Genomic DNA, 23,258 nt, shown 5'->3' with positions numbered 1-23,258 from the left:
CGTCCGAGCCCCTGCACCGTTCAGAACGGTGCGGGGTCGTCGGTGTCATTTGTCGTTGGGGTGTGGGTGTTGTTTGCCGTGTTGTTGTTGGTGGTGATGATGGGTCTGCGTTTGCGGGGTATGTGGGGGATGAGTGATTGTGCGGCGAGGTCGGTTGTTCCGTAGGTGTTTCCGGGGAGGGTGACTGCGGTGGTACCGGAGTTCGATTGCCAGTGTTCGGCGGCTCCGGCGAGCATGGTGGGTGTCCAGGCGCCCATGGTCTTGAGGGAGTGGTGGTACCTGCAGAGGCAGTGGAGGTTGGTGAGGATGGTCCAGCCGCCGCGGGTGGGGTCGCGGTGGTCGAAGGCAATGACGTGGTCGATCTCGCAGCCGGCTGCGGGGACGTCGCATCCGGGGTGGCGGCAGGTGCGGTCGCGGTGTCGGACGAGGTCTGCGAGCGAGGCGCCGGGTCGGTAGGTCAGTGCGCCGGGTGGTGGGGTGGTGAGTCCGCCGTGGCCGTCGGGGTAGAGCGGGACTGCCAATGCGGGGTTGGTTTCGATGGCGGATTCGAGTGCGGCGATGAGTGTGTATCGGCCTTCGTACTGTCCGGCCGGGGTGTCGGTGTCGGTGTCGGTGGGTGTGCGGGAGGGGTGTGGGGCCGGCGGTGTGGGGAGGTCGAGTCCTCGGCGTCGTCGGCCGCGTCCGAGTGGATGGAACGTCGGGTGTGCGGTGGGGCGTGGTGTGCGTGTGGGCTCGGGATCTGTGTCTCGTGCGGCGTCGGCGTTGTTGTCGGGGTTGGGGTTGGTGATGTGGCCTAGTTCGTGGGCGAGGTCGAGGGCTTCGGTGATGAGGATCTGCAGGTCGCTGTTGTGGGCTAGTTGTCGGGCGTAGTCGGCGTCGATGGTGCCGTGGTCGGCGAGGTAGGCGGGGAGGTCGGCGAGGCGCAGGAGGGTGTCGATGTCGATGGTGACGGTGGTGAGGGGTCGGCGGCGGTCGGGGGGTTCGGGGTTGGCGGTGCAGGGGTGGTCGTCGTCGGGTTCGCAGGTGCAGGCGATGTGGGTTTCGCTGCGCATGAGGGCGGTGTACGCGGCGGCGCGGCGTTGTCCTCGGGTACGGGGGTCGCGGGGGCAGAGGGTGTCGGCTACTTCGTTGATGCGTTGCCAGCTGGCGGCGGCGTCTGCGGCTTCGAGGTCGGCTTCGATGGTGGCGATCATGTCTTTGTCGCGGTATTTCACTGTGGTCAGGCGGGTGAGGTCCGCGCGTAGTTGTGCGGCTTCGTCGGGTGCGCAGCGGTGCATGATGGCGTTGATTTCGGTGGCGAGTGGTCCGGGGGACAGGTGTAGTGCGGCGGTGAGGATGTCGGTTTGTGCGTGTTCGACGGCGGGGGTGCTGTAGGGGCCGGTGACGCGGTGGATGGCGCGTACTCGGGGTAGATCGAGGTCTCCGGCGTCGAAGGCTGCTTTGATGTGTGGGAGGCGTAGGCGCAGGTCCATTCCGATGTCGGAGTAGGTGTCTGCGACTGTTTTCGAGCAGCCGAGTGCGGCTGCGGTTTCGGAGGATGCGTAGTTGCCGGCGTCGGTGATGCGTTCGCCGATGTGGACGGTCTGTTCGATGCAGGTTTCCCAGATGCGTGCGGCGTGGGCGACTTTGCGTGCGCAAGCTTTGTTTTCTTCTCTGGCTGCGTCGGCAAGTTCGGTCAGGAGTGTTGGGTCGATGGTGGGTGGTGTGTGCGGGCCCAGGTAGCGGGCGTATCTGCTGGGCGTGGTGGTGTGTGGCATGTGGTGAACCCCCCGGTTCATGGGAACGTATGTTCGAATATACCGCCCGTTCTGTTCGACTGCAAGGCCTTTCGGTTTGCGGGGCAACCGTTTTCGAAGTTCGATCTACTAGCGCACGACACCGACAAAAATGCCTACAAGGCGCCGTTCGACTAGCGGGGCTGGATCAGTCGAAAGGATTCCAGAACTACTTTCGTGTCGTCGTCGATGTCTTCTTGCCGTCGAGGACAGTCTTCACGAGGGAGTCGCGCAGCGGACCGGGGAAGGCGAACTCTACTGCGGGTGGCTGGGTCATGGCGTAACGGGCCGAGGGTCATTGCCGGTGTTCTGAATACGAAAGCTGATGGCTTCGAGTGTAATTCGGCGTATCTCGTTCACGGCCTGTCCGATCACGACGGTTCCTATGGCCATGGCCTCCACGGCGGAGGCGCGGTCCGGTCGCGTACGGGCGTAGTTCACCTCACCCCAGGCAGTTGCCTCGGCAGCGTCGGCCACGTCGTCGAAGTAGTTCAAGTCGATCGGGAAGTCGAAGCGTCTCAACGTCGCCACGAGTTCTGCCAGCCTGAAGGGAGCGGGAGCCGCAGGATCCACGTGCCAATCACGCGCGGAAATCCATTCTCGCACTTCGTCGTAGGTTCGGGCGACGTCCGGTGCCGCGTCGTCGGGGTCGATGTCGTCCAGCCCGTGCATCACGGCTCCGAACGTGTCGTGAGCGGAGGCTGATTCGTGATCGATCGTTGCCAAAGTGGCGCGGGCGACGGAAATGGAGAGTCCGCCGACGTCGATCAAGGCGCGGATGAGGCGCAACCGTCGTACGTGCTGGTCGTTGTAGTCGGCCTGATTGGGTGCGGTCTGCTTGCCTGCGGGGAGGAGGCCCTCGCGCAGGTAGAACTTGATGGAGGCTGTCGACACGCCGGAGTGCTTGCTCAGCTCGGAGATCCTCATCCGAGCACCCTTGACTTCACGAACGGAGAGTATCACTATCTATTACAGATAGTTCCTCTATCCATAGTCTGGAGGTTCGACATCGTGAACCGCAACGGAGTGCAAGCCGGCCGCTACACGGCCTCGATGGACGGCGATTTCGTCGTCTTTCTCATCGGCATGCGGATAAACAAGCTGTGGAAGGTGCACAAGTGGTTTCCGCCGTTCGTCGCCATGCCGAAAATGTTGCGCGAGTTGAGGAAGCATCCGGAGAAGGGGCTCTTGGGCGCTCGCCTGTCCTTCGGCGGACGTACGGTAACGGTGGTCCAGTACTGGCGGAGCTTCGATCGGCTCGAGGCGTTCGCCCGGAACCCGAGTGATCCACACTTGCCGTCGTGGAGGGCGTTCAACACCAGAGTCGGCAGTAGCGGTGACGTCGGCGCTTATCACGAGACCTATCGGGTGGGCCCCGGCAGTCACGAGTCGATCTACTCGAACATGCCCATCATGGGTTTGGCTGCCGCGGGAACTTCCGTCGTCGTCGGAAAACGAACCGAATCAGCAAGGGCGCGAATCTCGAAGTGACTGTGCGACGGCATCCTGCGTCAGGGCATGTCCGCAATGCTGTCGATTCTGTGGTCGAACTCGCCCCTCGCATCGTCCACCGAATGATCGATTCGGCCGAATTCCAACGGGCGATGAACGAACACGGTCTTCATGCCGACGGCCCTGGCGGCCCGGAGGTCGTACGGGTGTGATGCGACCATCGCTGCACGGTCGGGTTCGACCCCGAGGTAACGACACGTTCGCTCGTACAGGAAAGAAGCCGGCTTGAAAGCGCCGAACACTTCGGCGGTCAGCACTGCGTCCCAGTCCATCCCGGCTCGCTTGAACAGATGCACCATGGTCGCCATGTCGGTGTTGGACAAGCTCGCGACGACCGAGGTCTGTCGTAGATCTCGCAGGCCGTCCACTGAATCGGGCCACGGCCGCAGGTTCTTCCATGTATCGGCCAACGCCGTCCGGGCAGGAGAAGGGATCTGTAGCCCGAGTTTTTTCGCGACCGAATCCAGGCCGTCTCGGTAGACGTTCTGCACCGGCTGCCAATGCTCGGCCGACTGCGTCAGGGTGGACGTTCGCTCGAAATAGTCCTGACGCCAGGCTCGCACTGCATCGCCGACGACTTCGTCGTCCACCCATTCGGACAAGGCGTCGGCTACCGGCCCGAAGAAGTCGAACAGTGTGCCCTGAATGTCGAAGACATACGCGTCGTAGACCCCCATGGGCATCGATGGTACCGACGAGAGCCCTGGCCGAACCGTCAGGCGCGATCGTGGAGGGTGATGTGGTAGCCGTCGGGGTCGGCGAAGGTGAAGGTGCGGCCGAAGGGGCCGTCGATGGGTTCCGACACGATGACCTGAGTGTTGCTGTCGGGGTCGCTCTGCGCACTCCGCTCCTGGTCCGCTACGAGGGTGTCGTGGATGGATTGAACGTCGTTGGCGTGCAGCCAGATTGCGGCGCCGATGCCCGGCCGGTCCGCGGAGGCGAGATCGGTTCCGGCGACGATCTCCCGCAGAGCGAAAGCGATGGGAGTGGTCTCGAAGACCACGGCGTGGGGTGGGCCGGCGGGCGAACGCACGAGGCCGAGGTACTTCTCGTAGAACGCCTGCGATGCGGCGAGGTCGCTTACTTGGAGGGAGATGAAATCGGGACCGGTGACTACCATGGAAACTCCTTCGACGTGTGTCAGTTATCTGACACGAACGAATCTATGTCAGAATGCTGACATGAGTCAAGCCGACCGAGGGATCGACCTGAACACCTCGTTGGGGTACCTGCTGAAGGAAGCGTCCAGTGTCCTGCGGGCCGCGATGGACGAAGTCCTTCGGCCGCTCGGGATGAGCGTGACGCACTACTCGTGCCTCGAACTGCTCGCTCAGCGGCCGGGCCTGTCCAACTCCGAACTCGCCCGCGGCGCCTTCGTCACCAGGCAATCGATGAACGTGCTGTTGCAGGCTCTCGAACGGGACGGGGTCGTCGTCAGGCCGACGGAGGCTCCCGTCGGAAAGGCCCTTCCGGCCCGGCTCACCGAACGCGGCCGGCGGGAGCTCGAGAAGGCGACTGCCGCGGTCAGGTCCGTGGAGGACCGGATGCTGGCCGGTATGTCCGGCGACGAACGCGAGACGGCGTTCCGGCTCCTCGGCGGAATGATCCGATCGCTCAACGACCGCGGAGACGCATCCTGAGTCAGAGCTTCAGATCCACCCACACCATTCGGTGATCCGAGGGGTGCGAGGCATCGGTCGGCCAGAAGACCTCCGAGCCCGTGACGGTCAGGTCAGCCGACGGCAATGCGTAGTCGACGCGTAGGTCGCCGGGAGTCGGGTCGGAAAAGTCGGCGGTATCGGTGTTGCCGTCGGCTCCCGACGTCGGCGCCGGATCCTGGATGCGGGGGTTGTCGAGCAATTGCTGAATCGACCCTGCTACCGAGTCGCCGTCGACCGGATCGCTGTTCTGGTCGCCCAGAACGACGAACGATGCGTTCTGCGTCAAGCCTCCGCGAACGCCGTTGTCGTCGTACAGGTATCCAGCGCCGTCGATGTAGTCGGCGGTGAGGCGGATCTCGTCGTGATTGCGTTTTCCGTTGCGGTCCTCCGGTCCGTCGAACGACGGGGGAGTCGGGTGCGACGCCAGAATGTGCACGGTCTTGCCGTCGATGTCGACGGGCACGTCCCAGTGAGACTTGCTCGACAAGCGCAGTGCGTCCGAGTTCGCGCCGTAGTAGTCGCGAGGCAGAAGCGAATCCGGCATGTCCTTCCACAGGAAGTTCTGGAATGTCCGGACGTCGGAGGTGTCGATCGGGAACTTCGACAGCACGACCATGCCGTACTGGCCGGGAAACTGCCCGAAACCGAATGCGTCGTTCGGTCCTCCGGTAGCACCGTCGGAATCGAGGTCGAGTCCGGAGTCGACGCCGGTGTTCACGGGTGCCGTGAAGGAGTAGGGGTACGCGCCACCCAGGTAGTTCTCACGAAACAGATCCAGTGCCTCGGGCGAATAGTCGAATTCGTTGATCAACAGAACATCCGGCGAATTGTGGTCGATCACGTCGGCGACGGCTCGGGCCTGCGCGTTCTCGCCGTGCAGTTCGGTGGCCAGTTGTCCCTCGGCGGGTCGGTTGAGGCTTGCATTGAACGTCGCGACGCGTACCTGACGGGGCTCGGCGTCGCTCGCTCCCGGCGTCGAACATCCGGCGAGTAGTCTAGTGGCAAGTAGGGCTGCGGCAAGTCCGGCGGTCTTCACGATCGGAGACCGTACCGACGTTGTCTGAACAACACGTAAATTAACAAGCAGGCATGCTTGCTTTTTACGCGGTGTGGTGTGAAGCTGTTCCCATGGCCGACCTCGACTCGATCATCGATGACCTCCGCGCCGAGGGTGACGACCTCGACGCCCTGGTCAGCGACCTGACCGACCAACAATGGTCGACGCTCACGCCCGCCGAGGGCTGGACCGTCGCCCATCAGATAGGTCATCTGTCCTGGACGGACAATGTCGCCGAGCGCACGACGTCGGGTGCCGCAGGAGACGATCGCGCCAAAGCCGAGTTCGACATCGTTCTGAAGCAGGCCTGGTCCGATCCGACCGGTTTCGTCGACGTCGCGGCCGAGGAGGAAGCGCGGCGGCCCGACCTCCTCGAAACTTGGCGCTCACGTCGTCACGCAATGACGGATGCCCTCGCGACGGTGCCCGCCGGAGTGAAGATTCCGTGGTTCGGACCGCCGATGAGCGCGGCCTCGATGGCGACGGCACGACTGATGGAGACGTGGGCACACGGACAGGACGTCGCCGACGCACTCGGCGTCCGCCGCGAGCCCACCGAGCGCATCAGAGGCGTCGCGCACATCGGAGTCAGAACCCGCGACTTCGCGTACGCCGTCAACCAACAGACCCCGCCGACCGAGCCGTTCCGGGTCGAGCTGACCTCCCCCTTGGGTGAGCTCTGGACCTGGGGCCCCGGTGACGCGTCTCAGCGCGTCACCGGCTCGGCGGCGGACTTCTGCCTGCTCGTCACTCAGCGCGCCCATCGCGACGACCTCGACGTCCACGCCGAGGGCGCCGACGCCCAGCACTGGCTCACCATCGCCCAAGCCTTCGCAGGCCCTCCAGGACCAGGACGATCCCAGAAATGAGTACCCCCCACGTCAGAATCGGCAACTGTTCCGGTTTCTACGGTGACCGACTCTCCGCGATGCGGGAGATGCTCGAAGGTGGTGAACTCGACTACCTCACCGGCGACTACCTCGCCGAACTCACGATGCTCATCCTCGGCCGCGATCGCATGAAGGACGCATCCCGCGGATACGCCAAAACCTTTCTCCGCCAGGCAGAGGACTGCCTCGGTCTCGCTCTCGACAGGGGCGTGAAGATCGTCGCGAACGCCGGCGGACTCAACCCGAAAGGCCTCGCCGACGCGCTGACCCAGCTCGACTCCGTTGCGAAGATCGCGTACGTCGACGGCGACGATCTCCTGTCCCGCGCGGACGAGCTCGGCCTGGGTAGCCCTCTCACCGCCAACGCGTACCTCGGCGCGTGGGGAATCGTCGAAGCGCTGAAGTCCGGCGCCGACGTCGTCGTCACCGGCCGCGTCACCGACGCCTCGGTCATCGTCGGCCCCGCGGCGTACCACTTCGGTTGGAACAGAACCGACTACGACGCTCTGGCCGGTGCCGTGGTGGCCGGTCACGTCATCGAGTGCGGCACCCAGGCGACCGGTGGCAACTACTCGTTCTTCACCGAGATCGCCGACATGGGACGTCCCGGGTTCCCGATCGCCGAGATCCATGCCGACGGATCGTCGGTCATCACCAAGCACGACGGCACCGGCGGCGCAGTCAGCGTCGGAACAGTCACCGCGCAGTTGCTCTACGAAATCACCGGCGGGCGATACGCGAACCCCGACGTCACAGCTCGTATCGACACCGCTGTACTGACTCAGGAGTCCAGCGACCGCGTCAGGATCTCCCAGGTGAAGGGCGAGGCCCCGCCGCCCACGCTGAAGGTCTCGCTCAACTCGCTCGGCGGATTCCGCAACGAGTTCACCCTCGTTCTGACCGGTCTCGACATCGACGCGAAAGCCGAACTCGCGCAGAAGCAATTCGAATCCTGGCTGCCGACCAGACCCAAGGAACTCGAATGGACGCTGGTGCGGACCGACAAGCCCGACGCGCCCACCGAGGAAACCGCAAGCGCGCTCCTGAGGTGCGTGGCCCGCGACAGTGATCCGAACATCGTCGGCCGCCAGTTCTCATCGGTAGCAGTGGAGCTCGCTCTCGCCAGCTATCCCGGCTTCTCGTTGACCGCGCCGCCCGGACACGGTGCGCCGTTCGGTGTCTTCACCGCCGGATACGTCGATGCAGGCGAGGTACCGCACACGGTCACCCTCGCCGACGGCACCCGGGTCGACATTCCACCGGCCACCGACACTGAAGTACTCGAACCGCTCCCGGAGCCCGGACTTCCACCGAAACGACCTGGCGAGTCGACGATCACAGTGCCACTCGGTACCGTCGCCGCCGCACGAAGCGGCGACAAAGGCGGCAACGCGAACGTCGGAGTGTGGGTGCGCAGCGACGACGAATTCGCCTGGCTGGCCCACGCTCTCACCGTCGAAGAACTGAAGTCGCTGCTCCCCGAAGCCGCAGACCTCACCGTCACCCGGCATGTGCTGCCGCACCTCAAGGCCCTCAACTTCGTCATCGAAGGCATCCTCGGCCAAGGCGTCGCATCGCAGGCACGATTCGATCCACAGGCCAAGGGGTTGGGCGAATGGCTCAGGTCCCGGCACATCGCCATTCCCGAAACTCTCGTATTCCAAGGACAGATATGACCGTGTGGACCACGCCGGAGCGTGAACAGCTCCGCAAGACCGTGCGCAGTTTCGTCGAACAGGACATCCTGCCGCACTTGAACCAGTGGGAGTCGGACGGTGAACTCCCACGCGATCTCCACCGTAAAGCTGCGGCTCTCGGTCTCATCGGAGCGGGCTTTCCCGAGGAGGTCGGCGGCGACGGGGGAGACCTCGCCGACGCTGTGGTCATCTGCGAGGAAATGCACCAGGCAGGCGCGTCGGGAGGACTCTTCGCTTCGCTGTTCACCAGCGGAATTGCGTTGCCGCACTTGGTGGCCGCGGGTGATCCGGACCAGATCGAGAAGTGGGTACGCCCTACCCTCGCAGGCGAGAAGATCGGATCGCTCGCGATCACCGAACCGGGCGGCGGATCCGACGTCGGACATCTGCGGACGAGGGCCGTCAAGGACGGCGATCACTACGTCGTCAACGGTGCGAAGACGTACATCACGTCGGGGTGCCGCGCAGATTTCGTGGTGACGGCGGTCCGCACCGGCGGTGACGGCGCCGGAGGGGTCTCGCTTCTGGTCGTGGAGAAGGGCACGCCTGGATTCGAGGTGACGAGCAAGCTGGACAAGATGGGCTGGCGGGCGTCGGACACGGCCGAGCTCTCCTTCGTCGACGCCCGGGTGCCCGTGAGCAATCTGGTGGGCGCGGAGAACACGGGCTTCGCGCAGATCGCGCAGGCGTTCCTGACCGAACGCATCGCGCTCGCCGCGCAGGCCTATTCGAGCGCTCAGCGGTGCCTCGACCTGACGCTGCAGTGGGTTCGCGACCGCGAGACGTTCGGAAAGCCGCTCATCAAACGGCAATCCGTACAGAACACCGTCACCGAGATGGCGCGCAAGATCGACATCGCGCGGGTCTACACCCGCAGCATCGTCGAACGGTCCATGACCGAGAACAACGACTTCATCGCCGAAGTGTGCTTTGCCAAGAACACTGCCGTCGAATCCGGCGAATGGGTCGCGAACCAGGCCGTCCAGTTGTTCGGCGGCCTCGGCTACATGCGGGAGAGCGAAGTCGAACGTCAGTACCGCGACATGCGCATCCTCGGTATCGGCGGAGGCACCACCGAGATCCTGACCGGACTGGCTGCAAAACGATTGGGGTACCAGGCATGAGCGTGCTGAAGTCCACCCTCGACACCGCGTCGGAGCAATTCACCGGTGCCGCCGAGGCGATGAACACCAAGCTGGCGGAGATCGACGTCGAGCACGGTAAAGCGCTTCTCGGTGGCGGTGAGAAATACGTCGAGCGGCACCGCAAGCGCGGCAAACTCCTGGCGCGTGAACGAATAGAACTACTGATCGACGAGGACTCGGCGTTCCTCGAGCTGTGCCCACTTGCCGCGTGGGGCAGCGACTTTCCTGTCGGTGCGAGCACGGTCATGGGCATCGGCGTCGTCAGCGGTGTCGAATGCCTCATCGTCGCCAACGATCCGACGGTGCGCGGCGGTGCCAGCAACCCGTGGACCCTCAAGAAGGGTTTCCGGGCCAACGACATCGCGACGCAGAACCGGTTGCCGGTCATCTCCCTCGTCGAGTCCGGTGGTGCCGACCTGCCGACTCAGAAGGAGGTGTTCATTCCAGGCGGACGCATGTTCCGTGACCTGACGCAATTGTCCGCCAAAGGAATTCCGACGATTGCCCTGGTTTTCGGCAACTCCACCGCCGGCGGTGCCTACATTCCCGGCATGTCGGATCACGTCGTCATGATCAAGGAACGCTCCAAGGTTTTCCTGGCCGGACCGCCACTGGTCAAGATGGCGACCGGTGAGGACTCCGACGACGAATCCCTCGGCGGCGCCGAGATGCATGCCCGAAAGTCCGGTCTCGCCGACTACTTCGCGGTCGACGAGCAGGACGCCATCCGCATCGGTCGCAGCATCGTCAAGAGACTCAACTGGAAGAAGAAGGGCCCGGAACCGCGAGCAGAGGTCATCGAACCACTCGCCGATCCCGAGGACCTGCTCGGCATCGTGCCGACCGACTTGAAGATTCCGTTCGATCCCCGTGAGGTCATCGCACGCATCGTCGACGGCAGCGATTTCGACGAGTTCAAGCCGATGTACGGCGGGTCGCTGGTGACCGGCTGGGCCGAACTGCACGGCTACCCCATCGGCATCCTCGCCAACGCACGTGGCGTCCTGTTCAGCGAAGAATCGCAGAAGGCAACCCAGTTCATTCAACTTGCCAATCGATCGAACACGCCGTTGTTGTTCCTGCACAACACCACCGGCTACATGGTCGGAAAGGAGTACGAGGAAGGCGGCATGATCAAACACGGCTCGATGATGATCAACGCCGTCTCGAACTCCAAGGTCCCACACATCTCGATTCTGCTCGGAGCGTCGTACGGCGCCGGCCACTACGGCATGTGCGGCCGCGCCTTCGATCCCCGGTTCCTCTTCGCGTGGCCCAGCAGCAAATCCGCTGTCATGGGCGGAGCCCAACTTGCGGGCGTCATTTCCATCGTCGGACGGGCAGCAGCGGAAGCCCGCGGCCAAGCATTCGACGAGGAAGCCGACGCAGGCCTGCGCGCGATGATCGAGAACCAGATCGAAGCCGAGTCGCTGCCGATGTTTCTCTCCGGACGCCTCTACGACGACGGCGTCATCGACCCCCGTGACACCCGCACGGTGGTGGGAATGTGCCTGTCGGCCATTGCCACCGCCCCGATCGAAGGCACCGAGAACTTCGGCGTCTTCCGGATGTGAAGCGCAGATGACAAACCAATCTGGTCACTCCGCAGGCTCCGCTCCTGCCACTTCGGTACTCGTCGCAAACCGCGGTGAAATCGCCCGCCGTGTCTTCGCTACCTGCCGCGCCGAAGGCATCGACACCGTCGCAGTCTTCTCCGACGCCGACGCGAACTCCCCGCACGTCCGGGAAGCCGACGTCGCGGTCAACCTGCCGGGGAACTCGCCCGGCGAGACGTACCTGCGCGGTGAACTCGTCATCGCCGCAGCTGTACAAGCAGGCGCCGACGCGGTTCACCCCGGCTACGGATTCCTCTCCGAGAACGCCGAATTCGCCCAGCAGGTCCAGAACGCCGGACTGACGTGGATCGGACCACCCGTCAAAGCCATCGAACTCATGGGCTCGAAGGTGGAGTCCAAAGCGATGATGGCCGACGCCGGGGTGCCGGTCCTGACCCGACTCGATCCGTCGCAGATCACCGAGGACGAACTGCCGGTGCTCGTCAAGGCGTCGGCGGGCGGTGGTGGACGCGGCATGCGTATCGTCCGCGATCTGAAGGACCTGCAGCGGGAAATCGAGACGGCAGGGCGAGAAGCTCTTTCGGCCTTCGGCGACGGAACGGTGTTCGTCGAGCGGTACATCGAAACCGGCCGACACATCGAAGTTCAGGTCATGGCCGACCGCCACGGCACCGTGTGGACGGTCGGAGAACGCGAGTGCTCCATCCAGCGTCGGCACCAGAAGGTGGTCGAGGAGGCGCCCTCACCGCTCGTCGAACGTATCGACGGGATGCGCGAGAGGTTGTTCGACGCCGCCAGACTCGCCACCGAGGCCATCGGGTACGAGGGCGCAGGTACCGTCGAGTTCCTCGCCGACGAGAAGGGCAACTTCTTCTTCCTCGAGATGAACACCCGTCTGCAGGTGGAGCATCCCGTCACCGAATGTACGACGGGCCTCGACCTGGTTGCGTTGCAGATCAGCGTGGCGTCGGGCGAACCTCTCCCGGCCCATCAGCCGGCGACGCGGGGGCACTCCATCGAAGTTCGGCTGTACGCCGAGGATCCCAGTCAGGACTGGCAGCCCCAGAGCGGGCCGGTGCACACGTTCGACATCCCCGGCGAGCGGTTCTCCGTGCTGAACAAATCCGGAATTCGTGTGGATTCCGGCGTCGAAACAGGGTCACACGTGGGCACCTTCTACGACCCCATGCTCGCGAAGGTGATCTCGTTCGCGCCCACCCGAGAGCAGGCCGCGAATCTGCTGGCGAAGTCGCTGCAGAAAGCCACGATTCACGGGCTTGTCACCAACCGAGATCTGCTCGTCAACGTCCTGCAGCACCCGGCATTCCTCGCCGGTGACACCGATACGGCGTTCTTCGACACCCACGGTCTGGACGTCCTGGCGCAGCCGATCGCTCAGGGACGTGCAGTGCGGCTGTCGGCACTGGCAGCCGCACTGGCCGACGCCGCCCACAACCGGGCGTCGGCTCGCGTGAACAAGGGGCTCCCCAGCGGCTGGCGCAACCTCCCGTCGCAACCGCAGCGAAAGCAGTACGGGGATGAGATTGTCGAATACACCCTCGGGCGCTACGGCCTGAAGACCGATCTCGACGGCGTCGCGCTGATCGAGAACACTCCGAATCGAGTGGTGCTGGACGACAACAAGCTTCGTCGAACGTTCCACGTCGCGCGGTACGGACCGGATGTCTTCATCGACTCCTCGCTCGGTCCGGTGCGGCTGGTCAAGGCGCCGCGATTCGTCGATCCCACCGAGGAGGTCGCAGCCGGATCGTTGCTCGCTCCGATGCCGGGCAGCGTCGTCAGAGTGGCTGCAGCGCAGGGTGACACCGTCACGGCCGGGCAGCCGATTCTCTGGCTCGAAGCAATGAAAATGGAACACACCGTCACTGCGCCGGCCGACGGTGTGCTCACCGAACTGAACGTTTCCGAAGGCCAGCAAGTCGAGGTCGGCGCCGTCCTAGCAGTCGTAACAGCAGGAGTGGAGCCCGCGGAATGACCATTTCAACAGGAGTGGAGCCCGCGGAATGACCATTTCAAAAGGAGAATCATGAGTTTCATCGAAACCGAAGAGCAGAAGGGCCTGCGGACCTCGGTCTCCTCGCTCGGCAAGCGCTACAACTACATCGACTACGTGCTGCCGAAGGCTCGCAAGGGTGAACCCCTCAGTGAATTGTGGAACGAGGCAGGCAAACTCGGATTCCTCGGCGTGAACCTGCCCGAGGAGTACGGCGGCGGAGGCGCAGGGATCTACGAACTCGCCCTCGTCCAGGAGGAACTCGCGGCACACGGGGCGGGGTTGCTGCTGGTCGTCGTCAGCCCGGCGATCTGCGGCACCATCATCGGGAAGTACGGCACGGCGGATCAGAAGCAGACGTGGCTCACCGCTCTCGCCGACGGTTCGAAGATCATGGCCTTCGGCATCACCGAACCCGACGCCGGATCCAACTCGCACCAGATCACCACGACCGCCAGGCGAGACGGTGACGACTGGATCCTCAAGGGCAGCAAGATCTACATCTCCGGCGTCGACCAGGCCGACGCGGTGTTGATCGTCGCTCGCACCGAAGATTCCAAGACCGGCAAGCTGAAGCCGGCGCTGTTCATCGTCCCCACCGATTCCGAGGGCTTGCAGAAGACTCGGATGGAGATGGACATCATCGAGCCGGATCATCAGTTCACGTTGTTCCTCGACGACGTGCGGCTCCCGGCAGAGGCCCTCGTCGGTGAGGCCGACGCCGCGCTGATGCAGCTGTTCGCGGGTCTGAATCCCGAGCGCATTCTCGGCGCGGCGATGGCCGTCGGGATGGGCCGCTACGCACTCGACGCGGCGGTGAAATACGCCAACGAGCGCACGGTCTGGAAGACGCCGATCGGCGCGCACCAGGGCATTTCGCATCCGCTGGCGCAGGTCAAGATCGAACTCGAGCTCGCCAAGCTGATGATGCAGAAGGCCGCGGTCCTGTACGACTCCGGCGACGATTTCGGTGCTGCCGAGGCCGCCAACATGGCCAAGTACGCGGCCGCGGAAGCGAGTATCAAAGCGCTCGATCAGGCCATCCAGACCCACGGCGGGGCGGGCTTGACCGAGGAATACGGTCTCGCCGCGATGCTCGGTGCAGCGCGGATCGCGAGGGTGGCGCCGGTCAGCCGGGAGATGATCCTCAACTTCGTCTCCCAACACTCCCTCGGACTACCCAGGTCGTACTGATGGCAGTTCAGGTACATACAGCCGACGCAGTCACCACCCTCACTCTCGACACCCCGCACAACAGGAACGCCCTGTCCACGGCCCTCGTCGACGAACTGACGGCAGGGCTGCACGATGCGGGCGAGGATCCCGACGTTCGGGCAATCGTCCTCACTCACACCGGTGGAACGTTCTGCGCGGGGGCCGACCTCACCGAAGCCGGCGGAACCGTCGAAGGACGCACGGCGCAGATGCTCGGACTGCTTCGTACACTCCTCGAGACCCCGAAGCCTGTCGTCGGACAGATCGACGGCCACGTGCGCGCGGGAGGCATGGGGCTTGTCGGTGCATGCGACATCGTCGTCGCAGGACCGAACTCCACATTCGCGCTGACGGAGGCCCGCCTGGGTCTGGCCCCGTCCATCGTGTCGCTGACGCTGTTGCCTCGGATGAACTCCCGCGCGGCAGGCCGCTACTTCGTCACCGGTGAGAAGTTCGGCTCCCACGAGGCCGAGGCCATCGGCCTGATCAGCGAGGCCGCAGCCGACCCGGCATCCACCGTCGGAGACATTCTCGAGGCTCTCCGGAAAGGATCCCCGCAGGGCCTCGCCGAGTCGAAGCGGCTCACGACGTCGGCGATTCTGGCGGACTTCGACGCTCACGGAACCGACTTGTCGGACCGTTCTGCGAGGCTGTTTGCATCCGAGGAAGCGCGAGAGGGGATGATGTCCTTCTTGGAGAAGCGACCGCCCAGGTGGGTGGCCTCGCGAGTGGCGCCCGCGGAATGAGCGGGCCGGTGCAGAAGTAGGGAGAAGCAGGACCGATGGTGACGGCGCGGGAACCCAAGCAGGATCGAAGTAGGGCGACGCGTCAGCGGCTGTTGGAGTCCACTATCGACTCGCTCGCCGAGCAGGGATGGGGCCCGACGACGGTGGGCGTCGTCGCGGCGCGAGCAGGAGTCTCCCGCGGGGCGACCCAGCACCATTTTCCCACCCGAGAAGACCTGATCACCGCGGCGTTGGACTACATGTTCGACACTCGCATGGACGACGCACGCCGTGAATCCGCGGCGCTGCCACACGGCCCGGCCCGCACCGAACGCGTCGTCGAAAGGCTCGTCGAGTACTACACCGGTTCCGTCTTCAAAGCGGCCCTGCAGGTGTGGACCGCTGCCGCCGCGGACCCGGACATGCGGGCCAGGGTGCTGCCGCTCGAGGAGAAGTTCGGTCGAGTTGCCCACCGCATGGCCGTCGACCAACTCGGCGCCGACGACAGCGACCCGCAGACACACCGGCTCGTGCAGGCGACCCTCGACCTCGCGCGCGGGCTCGGCCTCGCCGACGTCCTGAGCGACGACTCACGCCGACGCAGCGAAATCGTCAAGGCATGGGCAGGCGTCCTCGACGCAAGCCTGAAGATCGACCACGCCACCACCGCGGCCGGGTAGGCGAGCGCTCGATCTGCGGCGGTGCCAGGTTCGTGGTTCGCTCTCACCGTGAGTCGGATACGCAGTGCACCTGAAAAACACAGCGCACCTGAGAAACACAGCGCACCTGAAATACATCGGGGCCATGTTTTCCATATCGCCGGATCGCCGACGGTGACCGCTGCTGCGGACGCGTTGGTCTCCATCCCCGACGGTGCCCTGGTGGTCGACGACGACGGTGTCATCACCTATTCGGGACCGTTCGACGCGGTCACGGTCGGGGGCGGCACCGTCGTCGACCATCGTCCTGGTTTTCTTCTTCCCGGGTTCATCGACACTCACGTGCATTTCCCGCAGACGTTCGCCGGGGACGCCTACGGCGGCGGGCAGCTGCTCGAGTGGTTGAACACCTGCATCTTCCCGTCGGAATCGATGTTCGAGGACCCGGAGTTCGCGGCGGAGGCGGCGGCCGCGTTCTGCGATCGACGTATCGCGGCCGGTACGACGCAGGCCATGGTGTTCGGGTCGGCGTTCCCGCACGCGCAGGACGCATTGTTCGAGGAGACCCTTCGTAGAGGACTGCGCGTCGTCAGCGGCAGGGGAGTGCAGACGACGGGCCCCGACTCGGCGAAGGCACTCGTGACCACCGAACAGGACGCGGTACGGCTGGTGTCGGAGGAGATCGAGAAGTGGCATGCCGCCGACACCGGGGACGTCGACACCGCTCTGCTGCACGTCGCCGTCGTTCCACGGTTCTCTCTGTCGGTGACCACGGAGACACTGAGGAACCTCGGCGAGCTGTACGACTCCGTGCGGGACCGCGGCGTCTACTTCCACACCCACCTCAACGAGAACAACAGGCCCGGTACGGGCGAGATCGCAACGACACTCGAGACCTACCAGGTCGACTCGTACCTCGATACCTACGACGGCAAGTTCCTCCCCGGCTCGGTGGCCGGTGGCAAGAGCTTTCTCGGCAAGCGGACGATTCTCGCCCACGCCGTGCACTGCCAGGACGACGAGCTCGCACGGATGGCGGAGACGGGCACGTCCATCGCGCACTGCCCGACATCGCAGCAATTCCTCGGGTCGGGCACCATGCCGTGGAACCGAACCGTGGCCGCAGGGGTGAACATCGCCCTCGGTTCCGATTACGGAGGCGGTGACGAGTTCCTTCTCTCTCGCGTGCTCGGCGACGCGTACAAGGTGCACATCTCCGAACCCGGAGACGCGGGCGTACCCCTGCATCCCGCCGAGCTGCTCTTCACCGGCACCCTGGCCGGGGCGCGGGCGCTCGACATGGAGGACCGCATCGGCAACCTCGACGTGGGCAAGGAAGCCGATTTCATCGTCGTCGATCCGGCGAAGTGGCAGCCCCTCGACGATCTGATTCGTCGTGGCATCCGTTCCGTCGACCCGGACATGGCTCGCGACCAGACTCTGTTCGCCCTGCTCATGGCGATGCGCGAGCCTGCGATCACGGAGGTCTACGTGCGGGGTCGACGCGTCGACTCCACCTGATCGGTGTCGGTCGGACTGGGTAGGGTCTGAAGACCATGCGGCGGACGGTGATTCTCCTGGGTGTGCTGTCTGCCGTTCTGGCCGGATGCGGAACGGGTGACGACGCCTCGCCGCAGCAGAACTCCACGTCGGCGTCGCCGGGGGAGGCCGGTCCGTTCTTCGGGCAGTGCGGTTCGGTGAACGACGACGAAGTTCTGAGTACCTTCGCCGTGCCGGCATTCACGATGATCACCAGGAATTCGGTGGGGTGCGAATGGGAGGTCGCGGGCAGCACCGGCCCTTCGGTGAGTTTCTCCTGGTACCGCGGCAGCCCCATCGATCGGGAGCGGTCCGGGTCCGAGCTGATCGGTCGACCCGCCGACGACATCGAGATCGACGGGAACCCTGGTTTCTCCGCGGCCACGGACGACTACCTGTGCGAGGTCGGGGTTCAGTTCGGGAAGGATTTCATGCACTGGTCGGTTACGTACGGCGACCAGCCGCCGTCGTCCGATCCGTGCGACGTCGCCACTCGATTGGCAACCCTCACCGTGGAGCGCGCGCAGTGAAACGGCTGTGGATGTCCGCGCTCGTCGTGGTGCTGGCGGGATGCGGTACGACGGTTCAGGGCACCGCGACACCCGAAACGTTCGACAGCGGCGGCGACACGGAGTTCCGAGATCTCCTGACCGAATGCGACGCCGTCGCCGACGATCGAATCGCCGCGACGGTGGGTGGCGACGCCATCGCTCGCGGTTTCTTCGGGGCGATCTGCCGGTGGGACGTGGCCGGTCCCAACGGCATCGTGAAGGTGACGTTCAACTGGTTCGAGAACGGCTCGCTCGACGCCGAGCGAGAGGCCAACGAGAAGATGATGTACCTGGTCCAGGACATAACCGTGCAGGGCCGCAAGGCAATTCGAACCCAGCCGCCGAACGAGCCGACGTCCTGCGGTGTCACGGCCGGGTCTCCGGACTCCGGAGTGGTCGGATGGTGGGTGCAGTACCTGCCTGGATCGGGCGCGCCTGATCCGTGTGAGGCTGCGACGACGCTGATGGATCTGACGATCAATCTGAGTCGGTAGCACGGCGGGGCCCGTTTTGACCCGAAGGCGCGCCGCCGGGTATCGTTATGGGTCGTGTCCGGCCTGGCCGGTCCGTCTGTGTGCCTATGCGAGGTACAGCCGTGCTCATGTTCAGTTCCGAGCGTGCGATGCGGCTGCCGTGTGGGGGTATGCGACACACCCGACCGCGGGGTGCAAGAGACCCGCGGTATGCAGTACAAGAACGACAGTAGTACGGGTGAGGAGCAGTGTTCTCTTGCTCCAACTGCTAGATCCCTGGGTCTTTCGAGAAGAAGACTCGCGACACAAAGAAAGCCGGTTCATGCCAACTATCAACCAGCTGGTCCGCAAGGGTCGCACCGACAAGGTTGCGAAGCTGAAGACCGCTGCCCTCAAGGGCAGTCCCCAGCGTCGTGGTGTGTGCACTCGCGTGTACACCACCACTCCGAAGAAGCCGAACTCTGCTCTGCGTAAGGTCGCGCGTGTGCGCTTGACCAGCTCGGTAGAGGTCACCGCCTACATCCCCGGTGAGGGCCACAACCTGCAGGAGCACTCCATGGTGCTCGTTCGCGGTGGTCGTGTGAAGGACCTCCCGGGTGTGCGTTACAAGATCATCCGCGGCTCGCTCGACACCCAGGGTGTCAAGAACCGCAAGCAGGCTCGCAGCCGCTACGGCGCCAAGAAGGAGAAGAGCTAATGCCACGCAAGGGCCCAGCACCCAAGCGGCCGCTGATCAACGACCCGGTCTACGGATCCCCGTTGGTCACGCAGCTCGTCAACAAGATCCTTCTCGACGGCAAGAAGTCCACCGCCGAGCGCATCGTCTACCAGGCTCTCGAGCAGGCTCGTGAGAAGACCGGCACCGACCCCGTCGTCACGCTCAAGCGTGCACTCGACAACGTCAAGCCGGCCCTCGAGGTTCGCAGCCGTCGCGTCGGTGGCGCGACCTACCAGGTCCCCGTCGAGGTTCGCCCCGGTCGCTCGACCACGCTGGCACTGCGCTGGCTGGTCACCTTCTCGCGCGCTCGTCGTGAGAAGACCATGGTCGAGCGTCTGGCCAACGAGCTTCTCGACGCCAGCAACGGCCTCGGTGCCGCTGTGAAGCGTCGCGAGGACACGCACAAGATGGCTGAAGCCAACAAGGCGTTCGCGCACTACCGCTGGTGACTTCCGGCCGGGAGGGTGCGGTGAAACTTTCCGCACCTTTCCGGCGTTGTACCGAGTACCTGGTCCGGCCCGGCTCACCGTTCACATACTGGTGACAAGCTGGCCCAGTCCCACTTCTTCGACTTACAAGGCGGGATGAATTCCGTGGCACAGGACGTGCTGACAGACCTCAACAAGGTCCGCAACATCGGCATCATGGCCCACATCGATGCTGGTAAAACCACCACTACCGAACGCATCCTCTTCTACACCGGTATCTCGTACAAGATCGGTGAGGTCCACGACGGCGCAGCCACGATGGACTGGATGGAGCAGGAGCAGGAGCGTGGCATCACGATCACCTCTGCTGCCACGACGTGCTTCTGGAACGACAACCAGATCAACATCATCGATACGCCCGGACACGTCGACTTCACCGTCGAGGTCGAGCGTTCGCTGCGTGTTCTCGACGGCGCCGTCGCAGTGTTCGACGGCAAGGAAGGCGTCGAGCCGCAGTCGGAGCAGGTCTGGCGTCAGGCCGACAAGTACGACGTCCCGCGCATCTGCTTCGTCAACAAGATGGACAAGCTGGGCGCTGACTTCTACTTCACCGTGCAGACCATCAAGGACCGCCTCGGAGCCAAGCCGCTGGTCATCCAGCTGCCCATCGGCGCCGAGAACGACTTCGAAGGCATCGTCGACCTCGTCGAGATGAAGGCGAAGGTCTGGAGCGGTGAGACCAAGCTCGGTGAGAAGTACGAGGTTCAGGACATCCCGGCCGACCTCCAGGAGAAGGCGGAGCAGTACCGCCAGGAACTCCTCGAGATCGTCGCCGAGTCCGACGAAGCTCTGCTGGAGAAGTTCTTCGGTGGCGAAGAGCTCTCGATCGACGAGATCAAGGGCGCCATCCGCAAGATGACCGTCAACAGCGAGCTGTACCCGGTTCTCTGTGGCTCCGCGTTCAAGAACAAGGGCGTTCAGCCCATGCTCGACGCGGTCATCGACTACCTCCCGTCGCCTCTCGACGTCGAGTCGGTCCAGGGTCACGCACCCGGCAACGAAGAGGAACTCCTCCTCCGTAAGCCGTCTGCCGACGAGCCGTTCTCGGCTCTCGCGTTCAAGATCGCGACCCACCCCTTCTTCGGCAAGCTGACCTACGTCCGCGTGTACTCGGGCAAGGTCGACTCCGGCGCTCAGGTCATCAACTCGACCAAGGGCAAGAAGGAGCGTCTGGGCAAGCTCTTCCAGATGCACTCCAACAAGGAGAACGCGATCGCGACCGCTTCGGCAGGTCACATCTACGCCGTGATCGGTCTGAAGGACACGACGACGGGTGACACCCTCTGCGATCCGCAGAACCAGGTGATCCTCGAGTCGATGACCTTCCCGGACCCGGTCATCGAGGTCTCCATCGAGCCCAAGACCAAGTCCGACCAGGAGAAGCTGGGAACAGCCATCCAGAAGCTCGCCGAAGAGGATCCCACCTTCTCGGTGAAGCTGGACGAGGACACCGGCCAGACCGTCATCGGCGGCATGGGCGAGCTCCACCTCGACATCCTGGTCGACCGTATGAAGCGTGAGTTCAAGGTCGAGGCCAACGTCGGTAAGCCGCAGGTTGCGTACCGCGAGACCATTCGCAAGAAGGTCGAAAAGCTCGACTACACCCACAAGAAGCAGACCGGTGGCTCCGGCCAGTTCGCGAAGGTCATCATCAGTCTCGAGCCTTTCGAGGGCGAAGACGGTGCGACCTACGAGTTCGAGAACAAGGTCACCGGTGGTCGTGTGCCGAGGGAGTACATCCCTTCGGTGGACGCCGGAGCTCAGGACGCCATGCAGTACGGTGTCCTCGCCGGATACCCGCTCGTCAACGTCAAGGTCACACTGCTCGACGGTGCATACCACGACGTCGACTCGTCGGAAATGGCCTTCAAGGTCGCCGGCTCACAAGCGTTCAAGGAAGCCGCCAAGAAGGCCAGCCCGGTCATTCTCGAGCCCGTCATGGCCGTCGAGGTCACGACCCCCGAGGATTACATGGGTGAGGTCATCGGCGACCTGAACTCCCGCCGTGGTCAGATTCAGGCCATGGAGGAACGTAGCGGCGCTCGTGTCGTCAAGGCACAGGTTCCGCTGTCGGAGATGTTCGGCTACATCGGAGACCTTCGGTCGAAGACTCAGGGCCGCGCTAACTACTCCATGGTGTTCGATTCCTACGCCGAGGTTCCTGCGAACGTCGCGAAGGAAATCATCGCGAAGGCGACCGGAGAGTAGATCTCTCCCGAGCTGGACACGCTGGATCCGTAACACCGCACGACCATGCAGCTCAAAAGAGCTGTACGAGACAACCGCACTGCTGCATTTCAAGCAAGCACCAACAGTCCAGGAGGACACACAGTGGCGAAGGCGAAGTTCGAGCGGACGAAGCCGCACGTCAACATCGGGACCATCGGTCACGTTGACCACGGCAAGACGACGCTGACGGCAGCAATCACCAAGGTTCTGCACGACAAGTTCCCGGACCTCAACGAGGCCTCGGCCTTCGACGAGATCGACAAGGCGCCTGAGGAGAAGGCTCGTGGTATCACGATCAACATCTCCCACGTCGAGTACCAGACCGACAAGCGCCACTACGCGCACGTCGACGCTCCGGGACACGCCGACTACATCAAGAACATGATCACCGGTGCTGCCCAGATGGACGGCGCAATCCTGGTCGTGGCAGCTACGGACGGCCCGATGCCGCAGACGCGTGAGCACGTGCTCCTCGCCAAGCAGGTCGGCGTTCCGTACATCCTCGTCGCCCTCAACAAGGCCGACATGGTCGACGACGACGAGATCATCGAGCTCGTCGAGATGGAGGTCCGCGAGCTCCTCGCTGCGCAGGACTTCGACGAGGACGCACCGGTCGTCAAGGTCTCCGCACTGAAGGCACTCGAGGGTGACCCGAAGTGGGCCGAGAGCGTTGCAGAGCTCATGCAGGCTGTCGACGACTCCATCCCGGACCCCGTCCGTGAGACCGACAAGCCGTTCCTCATGCCCGTCGAGGACGTCTTCACGATCACCGGTCGTGGAACCGTCGTCACCGGTCGTATCGAGCGTGGCGCGATCAACGTCAACGAAGAGGTCGAGATCGTCGGCATCCGTCCCGGCTCGACCAAGACCACGGTCACCGGCATCGAGATGTTCCGCAAGCTGCTCGACTCGGGCCAGGCAGGCGACAACGTCGGCCTCCTCGTTCGTGGCATCAAGCGCGAAGACGTCGAGCGTGGACAGGTCATCATCAAGCCGGGCACCACGACTCCCCACACGGAGTTCGAGGGCAACGCTTACATCCTGTCCAAGGACGAAGGCGGCCGCCACACGCCGTTCTTCAACAACTACCGCCCGCAGTTCTACTTCCGTACCACGGACGTTACGGGCGTCGTCACCCTCCCCGAGGGCACCGAGATGGTCATGCCCGGTGACAACACCGAGATGTCCGTCACGCTGATCCAGCCGGTCGCCATGGACGAGGGCCTGCGTTTCGCTATCCGCGAGGGCGGTCGTACCGTCGGCGCCGGTCGCGTCACCAAGATCATCAAGTGATCTAGTTTCACCAGCAACACCGAGAGCGGCACTCACCTTC

General features: G+C 64.1%; 22 protein-coding genes. 17 read left to right on the top strand and 5 right to left on the bottom strand.

Annotation, left to right across the window (positions count from 1 at the left end):
- Positions 1-20 precede the first annotated feature (20 nt).
- A complete protein-coding gene (locus tag H292_RS0121225; RefSeq protein ID WP_027498962.1) occupies positions 21-1,757 on the bottom strand; it encodes an HNH endonuclease signature motif containing protein in 1,737 nt (578 codons plus the stop codon).
- Between the two features lie 291 nt (positions 1,758-2,048).
- On the bottom strand, positions 2,049-2,702 hold the full coding sequence (locus H292_RS0121215; protein WP_019665509.1) for a MerR family transcriptional regulator: 654 nt from the start codon (positions 2,700-2,702) through the stop codon (positions 2,049-2,051).
- Between the two features lie 84 nt (positions 2,703-2,786).
- On the opposite strand from H292_RS0121215, the gene H292_RS0121210 reads away from it, so the two are divergent.
- Positions 2,787-3,266, top strand: coding sequence for a DUF4188 domain-containing protein (locus H292_RS0121210; protein WP_020112662.1), 480 nt, complete (start codon positions 2,787-2,789; stop codon positions 3,264-3,266).
- A 20-nt stretch (positions 3,267-3,286) separates the two neighbouring features.
- On the opposite strand, the gene H292_RS0121205 is transcribed toward H292_RS0121210, so the two are convergent.
- Both H292_RS0121205 and H292_RS0121200 read right to left on the bottom strand, forming a co-directional pair.
- Positions 3,287-3,964 (bottom strand): haloacid dehalogenase type II, encoded by a 678-nt coding sequence (locus H292_RS0121205; RefSeq protein WP_019665507.1) that lies wholly within the window; start codon positions 3,962-3,964, stop codon positions 3,287-3,289.
- Between the two features lie 38 nt (positions 3,965-4,002).
- On the bottom strand, positions 4,003-4,407 hold the full coding sequence (locus H292_RS0121200) for a VOC family protein (protein ID WP_020112661.1): 405 nt from the start codon (positions 4,405-4,407) through the stop codon (positions 4,003-4,005).
- Positions 4,408-4,468: 61 nt separating this feature from the next.
- On the opposite strand from H292_RS0121200, the gene H292_RS0121195 reads away from it, so the two are divergent.
- A complete protein-coding gene (locus H292_RS0121195) occupies positions 4,469-4,927 on the top strand; it encodes a MarR family winged helix-turn-helix transcriptional regulator (RefSeq protein WP_020112660.1) in 459 nt (152 codons plus the stop codon).
- Between the two features lies 1 nt (position 4,928).
- Here H292_RS0121195 and H292_RS0121190 read toward each other — a convergent pair whose 3' ends face one another.
- Positions 4,929-5,984: an endonuclease/exonuclease/phosphatase family protein gene (locus tag H292_RS0121190; RefSeq protein ID WP_020112659.1), complete on the bottom strand. Its 1,056-nt coding sequence runs from the start codon at positions 5,982-5,984 to the stop codon at positions 4,929-4,931.
- A 92-nt stretch (positions 5,985-6,076) separates the two neighbouring features.
- Between H292_RS0121190 and H292_RS0121185 the strand changes: the two genes are divergently transcribed.
- The 15 genes from H292_RS0121185 to tuf all read left to right on the top strand — a co-directional run bounded on the left by H292_RS0121185 (position 6,077) and on the right by tuf (position 23,218).
- On the top strand, positions 6,077-6,874 hold the full coding sequence (locus H292_RS0121185; RefSeq protein ID WP_019665503.1) for a TIGR03084 family metal-binding protein: 798 nt from the start codon (positions 6,077-6,079) through the stop codon (positions 6,872-6,874).
- Positions 6,871-8,571, top strand: a complete 1,701-nt coding sequence (locus H292_RS0121180) for an acyclic terpene utilization AtuA family protein (protein WP_020112658.1) — start codon at positions 6,871-6,873, stop codon at positions 8,569-8,571. Before H292_RS0121185 ends, H292_RS0121180 begins: the two co-directional genes overlap by 4 nt.
- Positions 8,568-9,716 carry an acyl-CoA dehydrogenase family protein gene (locus H292_RS0121175; RefSeq protein ID WP_019665501.1) on the top strand — a complete coding sequence of 383 codons (1,149 nt, stop codon included), beginning with the start codon at positions 8,568-8,570 and terminating at the stop codon, positions 9,714-9,716. Before H292_RS0121180 ends, H292_RS0121175 begins: the two co-directional genes overlap by 4 nt.
- Positions 9,713-11,311 (top strand): acyl-CoA carboxylase subunit beta, encoded by a 1,599-nt coding sequence (locus tag H292_RS0121170; protein ID WP_019665500.1) that lies wholly within the window; start codon positions 9,713-9,715, stop codon positions 11,309-11,311. The genes H292_RS0121175 and H292_RS0121170 overlap by 4 nt, the downstream gene beginning before the upstream one ends.
- Positions 11,312-11,318: 7 nt before the next feature.
- Positions 11,319-13,310 (top strand): acetyl/propionyl/methylcrotonyl-CoA carboxylase subunit alpha, encoded by a 1,992-nt coding sequence (locus H292_RS0121165; RefSeq protein ID WP_020112657.1) that lies wholly within the window; start codon positions 11,319-11,321, stop codon positions 13,308-13,310.
- A 51-nt stretch (positions 13,311-13,361) separates the two neighbouring features.
- Positions 13,362-14,522, top strand: a complete 1,161-nt coding sequence (locus tag H292_RS0121160) for an acyl-CoA dehydrogenase family protein (RefSeq protein ID WP_019665498.1) — start codon at positions 13,362-13,364, stop codon at positions 14,520-14,522.
- Complete coding sequence (locus H292_RS0121155; RefSeq protein WP_019665497.1) at positions 14,522-15,289, top strand: enoyl-CoA hydratase family protein; 768 nt, start codon at positions 14,522-14,524, stop codon at positions 15,287-15,289. The genes H292_RS0121160 and H292_RS0121155 overlap by 1 nt, the downstream gene beginning before the upstream one ends.
- A gap of 35 nt (positions 15,290-15,324) precedes the next feature.
- On the top strand, positions 15,325-15,948 hold the full coding sequence (locus H292_RS0121150; RefSeq protein WP_026347861.1) for a TetR/AcrR family transcriptional regulator: 624 nt from the start codon (positions 15,325-15,327) through the stop codon (positions 15,946-15,948).
- Between the two features lie 111 nt (positions 15,949-16,059).
- Positions 16,060-17,448 (top strand): guanine deaminase, encoded by a 1,389-nt coding sequence (locus H292_RS0121145; protein ID WP_027498961.1) that lies wholly within the window; start codon positions 16,060-16,062, stop codon positions 17,446-17,448.
- Positions 17,449-17,483: 35 nt separating this feature from the next.
- Positions 17,484-17,996, top strand: coding sequence for a DUF3558 domain-containing protein (locus H292_RS0121140; RefSeq protein WP_020112655.1), 513 nt, complete (start codon positions 17,484-17,486; stop codon positions 17,994-17,996).
- On the top strand, positions 17,993-18,511 hold the full coding sequence (locus tag H292_RS0121135; RefSeq protein WP_020112654.1) for a DUF3558 domain-containing protein: 519 nt from the start codon (positions 17,993-17,995) through the stop codon (positions 18,509-18,511). Before H292_RS0121140 ends, H292_RS0121135 begins: the two co-directional genes overlap by 4 nt.
- 301 nt (positions 18,512-18,812) lie before the next feature.
- The gene (gene rpsL, locus H292_RS0121130; RefSeq protein WP_008714048.1) at positions 18,813-19,187 is read left to right on the top strand and encodes a 30S ribosomal protein S12; all 375 of its coding nucleotides are present in this window, start codon (positions 18,813-18,815) and stop codon (positions 19,185-19,187) included.
- Complete coding sequence (gene rpsG, locus H292_RS0121125) at positions 19,187-19,657, top strand: 30S ribosomal protein S7 (RefSeq protein ID WP_003941856.1); 471 nt, start codon at positions 19,187-19,189, stop codon at positions 19,655-19,657. The genes rpsL and rpsG overlap by 1 nt, the downstream gene beginning before the upstream one ends.
- Before the next feature lie 135 nt (positions 19,658-19,792).
- Positions 19,793-21,904, top strand: a complete 2,112-nt coding sequence (fusA, locus tag H292_RS0121120; RefSeq protein WP_019665492.1) for an elongation factor G — start codon at positions 19,793-19,795, stop codon at positions 21,902-21,904.
- A gap of 123 nt (positions 21,905-22,027) precedes the next feature.
- The gene (gene tuf / locus H292_RS0121115; protein WP_019665491.1) at positions 22,028-23,218 is read left to right on the top strand and encodes an elongation factor Tu; all 1,191 of its coding nucleotides are present in this window, start codon (positions 22,028-22,030) and stop codon (positions 23,216-23,218) included.
- Positions 23,219-23,258 lie beyond the last annotated feature (40 nt).

The organism is Rhodococcus sp. 114MFTsu3.1 (assembly GCF_000383555.1).
In the GTDB taxonomy this organism is placed as follows: Bacteria; Actinomycetota; Actinomycetes; order Mycobacteriales; family Mycobacteriaceae; genus Rhodococcoides; species Rhodococcoides fascians_E.
This window is presented reverse-complemented; position numbering and strand designations above follow the sequence as displayed.

Coding starts and splice junctions, on each gene's coding strand:
- H292_RS0121140 (WP_020112655.1), top strand. CDS start 17,484: ATGCGGCGGACGGTGATTCTCCTGGGTGTGCTGTCTGCCGTTCTGGCC.
- H292_RS0121185 (WP_019665503.1), top strand. CDS start 6,077: ATGGCCGACCTCGACTCGATCATCGATGACCTCCGCGCCGAGGGTGAC.
- rpsL (WP_008714048.1), top strand. CDS start 18,813: ATGCCAACTATCAACCAGCTGGTCCGCAAGGGTCGCACCGACAAGGTT.
- rpsG (WP_003941856.1), top strand. CDS start 19,187: ATGCCACGCAAGGGCCCAGCACCCAAGCGGCCGCTGATCAACGACCCG.
- H292_RS0121215 (WP_019665509.1), bottom strand. CDS start 2,702: ATGAGGATCTCCGAGCTGAGCAAGCACTCCGGCGTGTCGACAGCCTCC.
- H292_RS0121170 (WP_019665500.1), top strand. CDS start 9,713: ATGAGCGTGCTGAAGTCCACCCTCGACACCGCGTCGGAGCAATTCACC.
- H292_RS0121205 (WP_019665507.1), bottom strand. CDS start 3,964: ATGGGGGTCTACGACGCGTATGTCTTCGACATTCAGGGCACACTGTTC.
- fusA (WP_019665492.1), top strand. CDS start 19,793: ATGAATTCCGTGGCACAGGACGTGCTGACAGACCTCAACAAGGTCCGC.
- H292_RS0121155 (WP_019665497.1), top strand. CDS start 14,522: ATGGCAGTTCAGGTACATACAGCCGACGCAGTCACCACCCTCACTCTC.
- H292_RS0121150 (WP_026347861.1), top strand. CDS start 15,325: ATGGTGACGGCGCGGGAACCCAAGCAGGATCGAAGTAGGGCGACGCGT.
- H292_RS0121175 (WP_019665501.1), top strand. CDS start 8,568: ATGACCGTGTGGACCACGCCGGAGCGTGAACAGCTCCGCAAGACCGTG.
- H292_RS0121180 (WP_020112658.1), top strand. CDS start 6,871: ATGAGTACCCCCCACGTCAGAATCGGCAACTGTTCCGGTTTCTACGGT.
- H292_RS0121160 (WP_019665498.1), top strand. CDS start 13,362: ATGAGTTTCATCGAAACCGAAGAGCAGAAGGGCCTGCGGACCTCGGTC.
- H292_RS0121200 (WP_020112661.1), bottom strand. CDS start 4,407: ATGGTAGTCACCGGTCCCGATTTCATCTCCCTCCAAGTAAGCGACCTC.
- H292_RS0121165 (WP_020112657.1), top strand. CDS start 11,319: ATGACAAACCAATCTGGTCACTCCGCAGGCTCCGCTCCTGCCACTTCG.
- H292_RS0121195 (WP_020112660.1), top strand. CDS start 4,469: ATGAGTCAAGCCGACCGAGGGATCGACCTGAACACCTCGTTGGGGTAC.
- H292_RS0121225 (WP_027498962.1), bottom strand. CDS start 1,757: ATGCCACACACCACCACGCCCAGCAGATACGCCCGCTACCTGGGCCCG.